General features: G+C 37.4%; 12 protein-coding genes and 1 tRNA gene. 3 read left to right on the plus strand and 10 right to left on the minus strand.

The annotated features are described in order from the left end of the window. Positions 1-102 precede the first annotated feature (102 nt). The 3 genes from gyrB to HC965_RS15565 form a co-directional block, all read right to left on the minus strand. Positions 103-2,061, minus strand: coding sequence for a DNA topoisomerase (ATP-hydrolyzing) subunit B (gene gyrB / locus HC965_RS15555; protein WP_191032324.1), 1,959 nt, complete (start codon positions 2,059-2,061; stop codon positions 103-105). A gap of 199 nt (positions 2,062-2,260) precedes the next feature. After that, on the minus strand, positions 2,261-2,515 hold the full coding sequence (gene rpsT / locus HC965_RS15560; RefSeq protein ID WP_167961350.1) for a 30S ribosomal protein S20: 255 nt from the start codon (positions 2,513-2,515) through the stop codon (positions 2,261-2,263). Positions 2,516-2,558: 43 nt separating this feature from the next. After that, positions 2,559-2,630: transfer RNA gene (locus tag HC965_RS15565), tRNA-Glu, on the minus strand. 342 nt (positions 2,631-2,972) lie between these two features. On the opposite strand from HC965_RS15565, the gene HC965_RS15570 reads away from it, so the two are divergent. Genes HC965_RS15570 through HC965_RS15580 form a run of 3 tightly spaced genes read left to right on the plus strand, consistent with a single transcriptional unit; the run spans position 2,973 to position 4,674 of the window. Then, entirely contained in the window at positions 2,973-3,446 is a 474-nt protein-coding gene (locus HC965_RS15570; protein ID WP_191032325.1) for an RNA polymerase sigma factor, read from the plus strand. A 12-nt stretch (positions 3,447-3,458) separates the two neighbouring features. Beyond that, positions 3,459-4,040 (plus strand): hypothetical protein, encoded by a 582-nt coding sequence (locus tag HC965_RS15575; RefSeq protein WP_191032326.1) that lies wholly within the window; start codon positions 3,459-3,461, stop codon positions 4,038-4,040. 55 nt (positions 4,041-4,095) lie between these two features. Beyond that, entirely contained in the window at positions 4,096-4,674 is a 579-nt protein-coding gene (locus HC965_RS15580; RefSeq protein ID WP_191032327.1) for a hypothetical protein, read from the plus strand. A gap of 123 nt (positions 4,675-4,797) precedes the next feature. Here HC965_RS15580 and HC965_RS15585 read toward each other — a convergent pair whose 3' ends face one another. The 7 genes from HC965_RS15585 to HC965_RS15615 all read right to left on the minus strand — a co-directional run bounded on the left by HC965_RS15585 (position 4,798) and on the right by HC965_RS15615 (position 13,038). After that, positions 4,798-6,537 (minus strand): AAA family ATPase, encoded by a 1,740-nt coding sequence (locus HC965_RS15585; protein WP_191032328.1) that lies wholly within the window; start codon positions 6,535-6,537, stop codon positions 4,798-4,800. A gap of 479 nt (positions 6,538-7,016) precedes the next feature. Then, positions 7,017-7,742: a DUF5036 family protein gene (locus HC965_RS15590; protein ID WP_191032329.1), complete on the minus strand. Its 726-nt coding sequence runs from the start codon at positions 7,740-7,742 to the stop codon at positions 7,017-7,019. 33 nt (positions 7,743-7,775) lie between these two features. Beyond that, positions 7,776-8,363 (minus strand): immunoglobulin-like domain-containing protein, encoded by a 588-nt coding sequence (locus tag HC965_RS15595; RefSeq protein ID WP_191032330.1) that lies wholly within the window; start codon positions 8,361-8,363, stop codon positions 7,776-7,778. A 55-nt stretch (positions 8,364-8,418) separates the two neighbouring features. Then, positions 8,419-9,531: a hypothetical protein gene (locus HC965_RS15600; RefSeq protein ID WP_191032331.1), complete on the minus strand. Its 1,113-nt coding sequence runs from the start codon at positions 9,529-9,531 to the stop codon at positions 8,419-8,421. A gap of 88 nt (positions 9,532-9,619) precedes the next feature. Further along, entirely contained in the window at positions 9,620-11,266 is a 1,647-nt protein-coding gene (locus HC965_RS15605) for an MAC/perforin domain-containing protein (RefSeq protein ID WP_191032332.1), read from the minus strand. A gap of 12 nt (positions 11,267-11,278) precedes the next feature. Beyond that, positions 11,279-12,607, minus strand: coding sequence for a hypothetical protein (locus tag HC965_RS15610; RefSeq protein WP_191032333.1), 1,329 nt, complete (start codon positions 12,605-12,607; stop codon positions 11,279-11,281). A 50-nt stretch (positions 12,608-12,657) separates the two neighbouring features. Beyond that, the gene (locus tag HC965_RS15615; protein ID WP_191032334.1) at positions 12,658-13,038 is read right to left on the minus strand and encodes a DUF3244 domain-containing protein; all 381 of its coding nucleotides are present in this window, start codon (positions 13,036-13,038) and stop codon (positions 12,658-12,660) included. Between the last annotated feature and the right edge of the window lie 49 nt (positions 13,039-13,087).

Raw genomic sequence — 13,087 nt, forward strand, 5'->3', positions numbered from 1 at the left:
GTGTGAGAGGTCGGAAAATGAAAGTAGGAAGAAAACTACTTTTATTTTCCTCCTACTCGATTGTAAGATGTGAGGTTGGTTTATAAAAACGTAATATAATAATTATGCATCGATATTTGCATACGTTGCATTCTCTTCAATAAATTCGCGGCGCGGTCCTACGTCTTCCCCCATCAACATGGAGAATACATAATCGGCTTCTGCTGCGTTGTCGATATTTACCTGTTTCAGCATACGGTTTTCGGGGTCCATAGTCGTTTCCCACAATTGCTGGGCGTTCATTTCACCCAAACCTTTGTAGCGTTGAGTATGAACAGCGTTTTCAGAACCGCCACCATACGTATCGATAAACTTCTGGCGTTGGGCATCTGTCCAGCAATACTCTTCAACTTTACCCTTCTTGCAGAGATAAAGCGGCGGAGTAGCAATGTACAGATAACCGTTCTGAATAATCTGCGGCATATAACGGAAGAAGAACGTCATAATCAATGTGTCGATGTGGGAACCATCGACGTCGGCATCGGTCATGATGATAATCTTGTGATAGCGAAGTTTTGCAATGTTCGCTTCTTTGCTATCCTCTTCAGTTCCGATAGTAACGCCCAGAGCTGTATAGATATTACGGATTTCATCGCTTTCCAAAGCCTTGTGATACATAGCCTTCTCTACGTTCAGAATCTTACCGCGCAACGGAAGGATAGCCTGAAACATACGGTTACGTCCCTGCTTGGCAGTACCACCTGCCGAGTCACCCTCGACGAGGAACAACTCGCACTTGGTTGCGTCCTTATCCGAACAGTCCGCCAACTTACCCGGCAAACCGCCACCTGACATCGGAGACTTGCGTTGCACCATTTCACGGGCTTTCCGGGCAGCGTGACGTGCAGTAGCGGCCAGGATCACCTTGTCAACGATAATCTTCGCTTCCTTCGGGTGTTCTTCCAGATAATATGCTAAAACTTCACCTACTGCCTGATCCACAGCACCCATCACTTCGTTGTTACCCAACTTAGTCTTAGTCTGTCCTTCAAACTGCGGTTCAGCTACTTTTACAGAAATAACGGCGGTCAAACCTTCGCGGAAGTCATCTCCTGAGATTTCCACTTTCACCTTTTCCAGCATCTTGCTGTCCTCGGCATACTTCTTCAGCGTACGAGTCAGTGCACGGCGGAAACCTGCCAGATGCGTACCACCTTCTATCGTGTTGATATTGTTAACGTACGAGTGAACGTTTTCAGAGAATCCTGTATTGTACATGATAGCCACTTCGATAGGAATTCCCTGCTTCTCTGTGCTCAGATAGATAACGTCATTAATCAAGTGTTCGCGTGAAGACTCGATGAAACGTACGAATTCTCTCAAACCTTCTTCCGAATAGAACTGCTCGCTCTTGAAGCTGCCGTCCTCATTTACTACCCGGCGATCGGTCAGGGAGATAGCGAGACCTGCATTCAAATAAGCCAGCTCACGTAGACGTGAAGCCAGAATCTTGTAATCATATACAGTTTCCGTGAAGATAGTGTCGTCCGGCCAGAACTGCTGACGAGTTCCCGTGATTTCGGCAGTACCGATCTCTTTTACAGAGTAAAGCGGTTTACCTATTTCGTACTCCTGCTGATAAGTTTTGCCACCACGGAATACTTGCGTCGTCATGTGAGCAGACAGCGCGTTCACACAAGACATACCTACACCGTGCAAACCTCCGGAAACTTTATAAGATCCTTTGTCGAATTTACCTCCGGCATGCAGTACGGTCATGGCAACTTCCAGGGCCGACTTCTTTTCCTTTTCATGATAGTCAACCGGAATACCGCGTCCGTTGTCCTGTACTGTGATTGAATTGTCTTCGTTGATTGTCACTTCGATATGGTCGCAATAGCCGGCCAATGCTTCGTCGATAGAGTTGTCAACGATTTCGTATACCAAGTGGTGAAGTCCCTTTACGCTGATGTCACCGATGTACATCGCAGGGCGTTTTCTTACTGCTTCAAGACCTTCCAATACTTGGATACTATCCGCAGAATAAGACCCGTTATTGGGAGTGATTTGTTCTTCGCTCATAATTGCCTTTCTAACTTTAATAACAGAGCAAATATAGTGAAAATTGTCGACTTGGCGAAGAATAAATGGTGAAAAATGACGAATGAAAGTGGATTCTCTGCTTTCTTAACAGAACTGATATTCAAGTGTTTATAAACAAGAAAGGCCGAACTTCTGAAGTTCAGCCTGATGCTATAGTAGAATTGTTAAATTCTTGTTATTAAGCGAGCTTGTTGATATAGAGAGCCAACTTAGATTTCAGATTGCTAGCTTTATTCTTGTGAATCACATTTGTTTTAGCTAACTTATCCAACATCTTTGTAATGCCCGGATACATTGCAACTGCTTCTGCTTTATCAGTAGTTGCGCGAAGCTTTCTAACAGCGTTTCTCATGGTCTTGCCATAATATCTGTTGTGAAGTCTTCTAGTCTCTTCTTGTCTGATTCTTTTCAGTGATGATTTATGATTTGCCATCTCGACTAATCTGTTTTTTTAGTTCTTTTATTCTTTTAACTTGTAGCCCGTGGGGGAGTCGAACCCCCCTTTCAAGAATGAAAATCTTGCGTCCTAACCGATAGACGAACGGGCCATCCTATTGTTGCATTTCTGCTTTTGCTTTCTTGAACCAGTGTTTGTTTCTCGATTGCGGATGCAAAGGTAGGAACTTTTTTTAAACTGACAAACAATTAGCGAAAAAAAATAGAAGAAAATTTCACCTTTCTTCTATTGATATCTTATTATGCGCTGATATTCAATAAAATAAATACCTTCTTTATGAATGAAAATTTTTCTCTCTTCTGCAAGAAAGCTGACGGACATGTTTTCACATATACCTTATTATATATAGAGAATGAAAAAACTACATATTTGTGTCTTTTATTTGTAACTAAATGATTATTTTGACGACTAACGGGACAAATACCTTCAAAAGATGAATGACAATAAAGAATTTATAGACATACTGCTGCAAAACAAGCGTATCATTTATAAGGTATGTTTCATGTATGCGAATGACAATGATGATATAAATGACTTGTATCAGGATGTTGTTCTTAATCTGTGGAAGGCATGGCCGTCTTTTAAAGGTAACAGTAGTGTGAGTACATGGATCTACCGGGTTGCGCTCAACACTTGCATCACCGGTTTCCGGAAGAAAAGGAACTATGACTATGTGCCTCTCAAACAGGACATAGATATACTGGACGATTGCGAGCATGATGAATTCCTGAAACAGATGTACCAGCTTATACACCGGTTGGATAGCGTGGACAAAATGTACATCATGCTTTGGCTGGATGAGAAAAATTATGATGAGATAGCCGAGATTGTAGGGGTGAGCCGCAATAATGTGGCAATCCGTCTCCATCGCATCAAAGAGAAATTGAAAAAGATGTCTAACCAATAAATGAATGACGATATGGAACTTGATGATTTAAAGAAAGCGTGGGGCAAATTCAATGATAAGGTTAATGAACAGGCACTTGTTGAAAGCCGGCAGATAGAACAGATGCTCGCTAAAAAGAGAATGACCAATTATAAGAAGTTGTTATGGTATGAAGGCATTTCCCTGGGGATTCTGTTCTTATTGCTCCTGAATCTATGCTTATCTTTTCTAGTGGAGCCTTTCTATCTGACGATTTTAGATGTGCCAATCTCTATCATTATCCTGACGGCTTTTGGAGTAAACGTATTCCAATATTATAAGCTGAGGCAGGCAGGATGCATGAAGTACGACTTGGAGCATCAGATACTTTATATCTTACAGTACAGGGCTTCGCTCTATTGGGGATACATCTGTGTCTGTATTGCTATCATCCCGGGAGTTGTATTGTTTATCATCTACGCTGATATGCTTTGGGGATGCATTATTGTCGGTTTTGTGGCATTAGCCACCCTTCTCGATGTTTTTATATTCGGACATCTGTTCAGGAAAATCGAAAAGATGCTCGAAGCCAATAAAGAACTGAAGAGACTCGTAAAGACGATGCACGACCATTAAGTAATGGAACGTTAACAGGATATTCCCAGTAATAATCACTTAAAAAATAAATAGTATGAGAACCTTTTTATTTACCTCCTTTCTATTGCTCCTTTGGTGCAGCTTTTCTTCATCGACCCATGAGATTGTTCGTCCTGACGGTTGGTATTACGTGATTGATATGGAGACTGACAGCTTGTCTGACACCCCCATCGTAACCCTTAAAGATTTCGCCAAACTAAAACTGGATTCAACGCAGAGTGCGGAGACGGATAGCATAACCTACCGTATCTTCGGCCGGCTGACAGAATCCGGAAGAAAAGTGTGGGCGGAAGCAACGGAGAAATCAATTGGTAAACATGTCGCGTTTCTATTTAACGGCGTCATTCTCACAGCCCCTTTAGTGAATTGTAGAATAGAAAATGGCAATTTCTTTATTACAACAGACCAGGACTATGATATGAAGTTGCTATATGAGCAGATACGTCAGGCATCCGGCTGCACTGAAGAATTTGGTTTTGTAGATGAACTTGGTCGGGGAGAGACGACAACTGCATTCTGGCTGATAAGAGGTGGGCTGATTATCTTAGCTCTGGCTATTTTGTATCTTGGTTTCCTGCGGTTGAGAAAGATTAAGAAGACTACTTCGAGGTGAGGCAGGAAGTCCTGTTTTATTCTTCTGCATCACGAAGTGGTATATTCGAGAATGAGGTATTACATCATCAGACGCAATACCTCATTCTCGCAGAATATTTCTTAGGTATATCTTATAGTTTGTTTATACCTCTTCCACCTTTGTCAATTGCCAACCTTGAAATACTAATATAATACTTTTCAGTTCTGTGGCTCCCTTATCTTGTAGAATCCATTCGCTTGTCGCATATTGCTTCAGTTGGAGGTTGGCATCGGCTAGCAATTTTTCCATCTCTATCTCAGAAGCATCCCGTTTGGCGTACTTCACTTCAATGCAATAACTGTACATCATGTCGGGAAGTTGCAACAGGCGGGGTTGCAGAAAAATATCCGCATATCCTTTGTTGCTTTCATATTCGGGGCGGGCGATATAGTAACTATTTAGACCTAAATAAGCGAGTATGAAAGCTTTTACATGTGCTTCTCCTTCAATAAACTCACGAATACTACTTTGGTTGGCCAAGCGTTCGGCAATATATTTGAAGTAAGGATTCCAATTACCTTCGTAAGCCATGTCGTACATCAAGATATTTAACTTTTCCACATCCAGACTGAGATCTGTTGCTTGTTGATAAATATCGGTCATATAGCCGTAGAGTTGCTCGCGGACAGTTTGGTTGGGGATAGATAGTATATTCATCGGCCCTCGTGTACCATTGATAGTGAGCATGCCATAATAGTAGAGCAGGCTCTTGAAATTCTTCGCTTTGATAATGTCTTCAGTCGGGAAGCTATCGGCAATAATTCCGGTTGTAGAGCCTTTTTCCACAATCTCCTGAACAACACTGGCATTTTCTCCGAAAGTCCTGTCTACGTGGATAAGATGTCGTAGCTTGTTATAGTCAGTGCGAATGTTTGCATCGAGCATATTGTCGGGAATATGTTTGTTCAGCAAGTAGCGGTTCATGAAATAGAGTACCATATCCGAGTTGTACATAGACGGCTCATTTAGTGATTTTGTCGAGAAGCAATAATTGTCATACCACGGTTTCATGATGTTTATCAACTCATTTGTAGTGTGTGGTAGCTTCATACAGTTTTGATAGTAGTCTATTAAGGCACGTACCTCGTATTCATTGAAACCTATCATATTGTTGAATACCGAATTACTGCTGTAATTGTCCGCAATGTTGAATCCGCTGGTAAGGTCGTCCATTGTTACGGGGCTGACTCCGGTGAGGAAAATACGTTCGATGACTGAATTTGAATAATCCTTCACTACTTTGAGGAATCCTCGAAAGAATCCGCTTCCATGTGTAATGCCGTGATAACGCTCGTTGCCATAATCTACCAGAATATTATTGGCAAAGTTATCATATTCATCAAGGATAAGGTATATTTTTTGTTCCTTACTTTTTGCAGACAGACATAAGAATCCTAATATCGCATCTGCGGTATTGTATTGGTTTACTTCTTCTACGATATCTTTTCCTAATATATCACTATAATCTTTAGCAAATGCAGTCATGACTAACTTGCAATAGGTATTGAATGTCTCTTCTAAGCGTTCTATATTGGTGGATATACTACTGAAATTGAGTGTTAATACCAGATATTTGTTACGGTTGGGTGTGGGATGCTTGCCTATATATAGCCCATCAAAGATATTCTCAAACTTATCTTTCTTATTGACATCGTAATAAAGGCTGAGCATATTCAGAAAAAGGCTCTTCCCGAAACGACGGGGGCGGACAAAGAAGAAAAAACGGCTTGTGTTTTCTACCAAGGTAATATAGCGTGTCTTGTCTACATAGTAATAGTTATCACAGATAATGGACTCGAAGTTCGTCATTCCATAGGGTATTTTCTTTATTTCTGTATTCATAACCGCTCTTTTTGATGTTGAGAACAAAAATAGCTTATTTTCTTCTATCCGACAATTAAACAGATGTTTATTCTTGTTCTTTATCCCATTGTCTTACCGGATAATAACTTTTTTATTACTTATGAGAATCAGTAGTTGAATTAGAGTAAAACCGGTATAGAAATGAATATATTCATTTTTTGCAGATTATAATTACTCCCTCTATGTACTATAACTATTCCGGGGATATACTAAATATAATCACCTCGGATGCACAATTTAATTCGTCGGACTATAGTGCGACGCAAAGTTGACTATAGTCTCTCTTTCGAAGCACTATAGTCCGACGAAAGATACACTATAGTCCGACGAATTAATTTATGCACTCGAAGATGCTACTTTATACAGAGCTAGGAATTAAATTTAGTGCTCGAATTCCTTGCCGAAAAGCATTTGATTCAAAACCGTACCATTCTAATTCAACTATTGATTCGTATTGCTTATTTAACGTTAACTTCCACAATTGTAAAAACATTATTCAAGCGGATATAAAGTTCATAGGTTCCATAAGGCCCGCTGACTATATCTGGTGTCTTAGTTAGAGTTATTGTTAATTTGTTATTGGTGGATGTTATATCTAATGCTTTTTTCCCTGCAGAATGCTCTTTTAAGAAAAACTCAGAATTTCGGGGTAATGTTAATTCAACCGTTTCGCCTATGCAGTGAAGACTTCCAATAGTATGCTCATATGGCGGCAATTTATTGTTCTCAGGAACTACTGGTATGTATTTTACAATAGCACCGGTGGTAATATCGCCATTTGATATTTTGGATACAACATAGGCTTGGTAGTAACTAGACTCAACTTGGATGGCGCGATTGCCTGACGGGAAATCTACAAGTGTGCGTTTATCGAAAATCTGATAGATATGCCCGGGGACTACTGCTACTTCGTGTGTGAGATTGGTTAAAGAGGGAGGAATGTTTGCTCCGACTCCTGAGCCATTTCCGACATCAGAAATGAAATTAGAAGAGGCGATGAAATTATTAGCTTCATTGATATAAACACCTGATTCACCTAGGAAGGTTTTTCCGTTGTGTTCATTAAGCATATTAAGTGTAATGGTGTCTGTTGGGTCATTTGGGGTGTCATCATCACTACAACTTATGAAATATACTGTGCAAAGGGATAATAAAGAAATCCCAATAATTTTTTTCGTATTCATAATTCTTTAAAATAGATTGACTTAATTAATAATTTATTTGAGAGTGGTACTTAAAAAGAACTTATCAATGTAATAGTAAGTATCTTTTGAAGTACTACGAAATAGTAATTGTAGCTTGTATTTTCCTTTAGGATATTCTTCTTGAGGTGGTAAAAAGATTTTGATTTGAATACTTTTCTGGGAGGGTATTGAGTATCCAATGTCATTTTTTACATAATTATTTGGATAAACTAGAGGAAGCCATGAATCATCACTTTCCTTATAGTATGAAAATATATTGTTAATATAGAAAATTGTATCATTTGTATTATTTGTAATTTCAGTTTTCAAGAATCCATCCTTTGAACAAGGGTCTTGTAATAAGAGGCTAACTTTTATTTTCTCATTTATCCTTTTTATAAGCTCTTTGCCTTGCATTTGTTTTTCTTCTACAATAGTTTCTCCAGGTTCGATAGAATTGATGAAATGTGACGCATCCATTTTATGTGAATTTAGAGAGTCGGTACTATTTTCATATTCAAGGTTTATGGTGTTTCTTGAATTATTTGTTTTATTATGACAACTGATTAGTATTAATAAAACAATTCCATTAATTATTAATATAGATATTAATTTGAACATAGATTAAATATGAAATGGATTAGATAAGTTTACTTATCTAATCCATTGATAAATATTAATAAAAATGAGCATTCAATTTTGATGCTATATTATCAACCTTAACAAATATTGATGTAAAAGCTGCGCTTCCTTTGTGTATACCTACTACTTTTTTACTGCTTGTAAGATATACTGGCCCTCCACTATCACCGGGCGCACTCAAATATGTAGCTTCGCCCATGTCTGTATAGCTGATTCCCTCGGCATTTATATTTGCGTTGGTACTTGTAATATAACCCTCAGATTGAGATATAGTCTGTCCTAGCTTGGTAACGTTATCTCCTGCCCAAATGTAATATTCTTCTCCAGTAAGATCTCCATTATTGGGAACGGTGGTGAAACTTGTGACACTAATGAATGCTGCGTCGACAGAACCGCTTAGGATTGAATTATCACAGTTTCCGATTAATGTATTGTTATAATATGCCGGGTCACCTGTGTCATACGCGTGTCCTGCAGTGACAAAACCTTTTGCATTGAATCTAGTAGCCCTATATCCCATTGATGCGACACCATTGGGTGTACCTATAGTACTACCTGGGGATAATGAATGATTTTTAAATTCTTTTGTACATTGCTTAAATACAATTCCTGGAAAGTTCATCACTTCTGTCTTAAACTCTTTTATTCCCATTTCATTAGCCTTGTTAAGTTCTACCACGACATTATTCTCAAAATCATTCAGGTAATAATATTTTATATTCTTTGCAGTCTGAGAATCTTTATTACTTTCAATAAATAAAGTGATTTTGGTTAGAGCATTATTCAACTCTGTATAAGAATAATTGCCTTTTATATATGTGACATCCTTATCACCAATCAACTTTATAAGGGTGGCTTTGGCATTTTCTACATCTCCCTTGAGGAAAACGATAAGTTTTCCATCTTCGTTAATATAACTTCCTCCGTAATAGTCTGGATAGTCACTAACACTTAATGAACGAGTTTTCGTCATACCGAATGATTCTAATAATCTCATGCCAACCTCATGGGCTTTTGCATTGCTTTTTCTAGTAATACTTGGCAGCTCGTTATTTTCTTTTTGAAGTACATCGTCTTCTGAAGAGCATGATGATACTACTAATCCGAAAAATAACATGAATGTCAAAGGTAGTAATAATTTTTTCATAAGCGGATAATTTGAATTAATAAATAATGCAGAGTATTTCCGTTAAAGGATTTTCTTTCTAATAGATGAATATCTATTAGTATTTTCATTATAAACCGAATATTCTGTATCTTTGATACAAAGTTGTCATAGAAACCGATTTTACTGGTATGTTGTTAACCCATTCATAAATCCCATATGCATCAAGAATATAGTCATCATCGTAGTATGCGAAACAATATAAAGATTTAGGATTGTATATATACCAAATATTTGTATTTGGGTTTTTGAACTTGTACATTTCTGCTTCATTCACATTGTCTATTGGGAATGATAATGTTGTTTGGATAATAGGATTAATAACCTTATTCGGGTTTGCTTTAATTGCTAATTTATAATATTTACTTTTTTCATCCTTTATAGCATTACTTTTTTCCGTAAAGGTTGTGATAATACTGTTTGCTTTTAACTCAGCATCGGATTGATTGGTTGCATTCGGGTTTGAGAATATAAGTTTGTCTCCTTGTCTTGTACTTAATACAGGAACAATATCATATAATTTTTCTCCCGAACTACTTTTGCGAACATATACTTTCATTATTTCAATATATGGTTCTTCTAGAACTTCTTGATATTGAAATTCCATATGTGTGTCATTGTATCTTTGCTTGAAATTTTCTTCTAGAATAAAGTCTGATATGGGATAGAGTCCACCATCTTGAATATCAATCATGGTATGTGTTCTCGAATCATTTAATGACTGCAACCAACTCGTTAAATTAATAGAAGCAGCTTTAACGTCATATGGAGGTGTTGCAACGTTGTATCCATAGGCTCCACCTAATGTTTTAATAGAGACACGTAATTCTGAGAAAGCTTCGTTTGCTGTGGATGAATTACCATCTTTTGTTCCGATAGTAAAATCTCCTGAAACAGAGTTCTTATCCCATGAATAGGATGCATTTATTGATGTATCCATATCACGTTCTTTACTCTGGAAATCAGTGCTTTTCTTATCAAGACCATAATATAAAGCTGAAGCTCGTCCTCCTGTATAATAGCATGTTAAGACAAATTCCCCATAACTTTGCATTAATTCAACCATAGATGAATTATAAAGAGCATCTACAAATAATTCATCTAAATAATCCGCTGAAATTCTTTTCAATGCACTAGGGGCAGTTTGTAGGGATATCATTCCATTAATGACTTCAACACTAAGTTCACCGTGTACTGCTTGTTGGGAATTATCTGTGTTATGTTTGAAAACATCGGTTATGGTTTTTGTTCTTCCCATTTTGAAAGGCCCTATGTTTAGTGAAAATCCCGATTTTATGGTTTTAGTATATGATGAGGTTGTTTCTAAACGCTCGAAACTTGCGTATGACATAGCTTCTGTTGATGTTGTCCTTAACTCTTTGACAACTATGTATGAGGGATATCTTTCAAGTAATTTTTTCATATTTACAATTGGAAATCTTGCATTAGAGAAGTCCCCAATAATTGATGTTCCGTTTTCTATAGCATAAGAGTTCCCTAGAAAATCTGTAGCATCGGTATATGAAGCTCTTGTATTGGCTCTTGGCGTTGTTTTCTTTGACCAAACTCTAGGCAGATTTGGGTCACGCTCTTTCAAAATGATTTCTGATGTTGTATTATCTTGATCGTATAATGATGTAGGGTCACTAATCTCATCTTCATTGCTGCATGACATAACGAACAGTATAATAAGTGAAAATGATAATAAATTTTTCATATTGATGTGGTTTTAGAATGTGATTGGTGATGACTGATTTGCATTTCTGATATTGACTTTTCCTTTTACACTTCGTTGAGTGTCTAGGTTTATTTCTTCAAAATCTGGTTCAAAGATTTCGTCTACATATATTCTTCCGCTCCAACGTCCGGGCAGTTTGGCTTCTCTATCATTATAAGTAATAGTAGCTACATAGTCTATTGATACATCATAGACTTTATAGTAATATGTCATTACGAGTTTAGTGCGAGGCTTGACTACAACTGGTACGAGTTGGTGCAATTTTCTTTCAAACACTTTGCGTACGTTGCGCTCATATTTGGTATCGGCTGGTATCTGCATGTTGGGAATAAGGTCAATTTCACCTAATGTAACTGTGGGACGGGCAAATTTTAAATCAGAAGCAGAGACTCTAAATGCGATTCCTTTCTCTTCTTCAAAATAAGACTCTTCTTCTACAATTTTTTCAAATTCTAAATTTTCTCGTCTTAATTGTGATGATGAATTTGTTGTTGCTTGTTGAATGGCAATATTTTCTCTTTGAGTTACTGTCGCGGAATAGGAATTAATAAATTCTAGATTCTTCAACTTGAATAGGACATCAGGAGTTATAGAAAATTCTTGGTGTGTGAGTTGTGTATATTTACTAAAACCTACTGCTGCTCTTTTGATATCTACTACATAATTAAATATATCCCACCATGAGCCACTGCTCCCTTGTCCAATATATAATTCATTTTGAATAACATATTTTCCAGGATTACTGGTTGCAGGTATAATATCCCACGAATCCATAGCCCCTTCAGTGGAATTATTACTCATTGCAAGTAGGATTTTGACATTTGGATTATCTGTATAATGACCAACAGCTAAACGTGTTCCTGAATAGTTTGAATAAATTAAATAGGGAATACCAGTTATTGATGGTGGTATTTGGACATGGAATTGTACATCAAATCCTCCATTGCGTCCCGTAGAAACAACTTTTTGTCCCGCTCCGGTACTTGATAGATATTGACCATCAGTGCTAAATGTGAAAGGTAGCTCTCTGATAGCCCACATGTTTCCTGAAAAGTATTGGTCATAATTGCTTGAAGCTACCCTTGCCTTTTTCTTTTTCAATTCTATCATTCTTTCCTTTAATGCTTTTAATTCATTTGTCATTTTAAAAGGTTCTAAACTTCCTGACTCAAGACTGTCTGTTTCCAAGGCTCTTGTTTTTGGTGATAAATTTAGTCCTTCGGTGGAAAACTGCATTTCGCTTTCAATCTCATTCTCACAAGAATACAATAATAGTGTGATGCAAGACATCACTAATAAGGATTTAAAAATGTTTCTCATAATTATTAGTTTTAGTGGGTTTGTATTATTTTTCATTAATATGATATTGTTTACTGTTCAATGCTAAATTTTCCAATGAAAGTCGTATCTTCTTCTATATAAAGTAGTTCATAATGACCGACTTTGAAACCTTCCAAATCAATCTTATAAACTTCTGCTTCATTAGGAGTTACTATCACATCTTGGAACATGATGTTTCCTTGCTGATCTTTTACTTGGAAGATGACTTGCTTGTCTACATGTTCTAAAAAACGAACTTCGATGGAGTTTTCGTCGAGGATAGCTTCTATAGGAATAGAAACTGGTACTTCTCTATGCTGATGCCATATTTTGATAACTAAACGCTTAGTTCTATGCTCTGATAGAGTATTGGCTTCCATCGTCATAAATGAAATGCCAATTAATAATAATACAATACTTAGTCTTTTCATATCTTTAATTGTTTTCTGCAAAGTTATAGAGATATGAAGGGGTGCACAA

This window comes from Bacteroides sp. GM023 (assembly GCF_014750685.1).
Classification (GTDB): domain Bacteria; phylum Bacteroidota; class Bacteroidia; order Bacteroidales; family Bacteroidaceae; genus Bacteroides.

What these genes read in the sequence shown, in the direction of transcription:
- gyrB (WP_191032324.1), bottom strand. Translation starts at nt 2,061, where the DNA reads ATGAGCGAAGAACAAATCACTCCCAATAACGGGTCTTATTCTGCGGAT.
- rpsT (WP_167961350.1), bottom strand. Translation starts at nt 2,515, where the DNA reads ATGGCAAATCATAAATCATCACTGAAAAGAATCAGACAAGAAGAGACT.
- HC965_RS15570 (WP_191032325.1), top strand. Translation starts at nt 2,973, where the DNA reads ATGAATGACAATAAAGAATTTATAGACATACTGCTGCAAAACAAGCGT.
- HC965_RS15575 (WP_191032326.1), top strand. Translation starts at nt 3,459, where the DNA reads ATGGAACTTGATGATTTAAAGAAAGCGTGGGGCAAATTCAATGATAAG.
- HC965_RS15580 (WP_191032327.1), top strand. Translation starts at nt 4,096, where the DNA reads ATGAGAACCTTTTTATTTACCTCCTTTCTATTGCTCCTTTGGTGCAGC.
- HC965_RS15585 (WP_191032328.1), bottom strand. Translation starts at nt 6,537, where the DNA reads ATGAATACAGAAATAAAGAAAATACCCTATGGAATGACGAACTTCGAG.
- HC965_RS15590 (WP_191032329.1), bottom strand. Translation starts at nt 7,742, where the DNA reads ATGAATACGAAAAAAATTATTGGGATTTCTTTATTATCCCTTTGCACA.
- HC965_RS15595 (WP_191032330.1), bottom strand. Translation starts at nt 8,363, where the DNA reads ATGTTCAAATTAATATCTATATTAATAATTAATGGAATTGTTTTATTA.
- HC965_RS15600 (WP_191032331.1), bottom strand. Translation starts at nt 9,531, where the DNA reads ATGAAAAAATTATTACTACCTTTGACATTCATGTTATTTTTCGGATTA.
- HC965_RS15605 (WP_191032332.1), bottom strand. Translation starts at nt 11,266, where the DNA reads ATGAAAAATTTATTATCATTTTCACTTATTATACTGTTCGTTATGTCA.
- HC965_RS15610 (WP_191032333.1), bottom strand. Translation starts at nt 12,607, where the DNA reads ATGAGAAACATTTTTAAATCCTTATTAGTGATGTCTTGCATCACACTA.
- HC965_RS15615 (WP_191032334.1), bottom strand. Translation starts at nt 13,038, where the DNA reads ATGAAAAGACTAAGTATTGTATTATTATTAATTGGCATTTCATTTATG.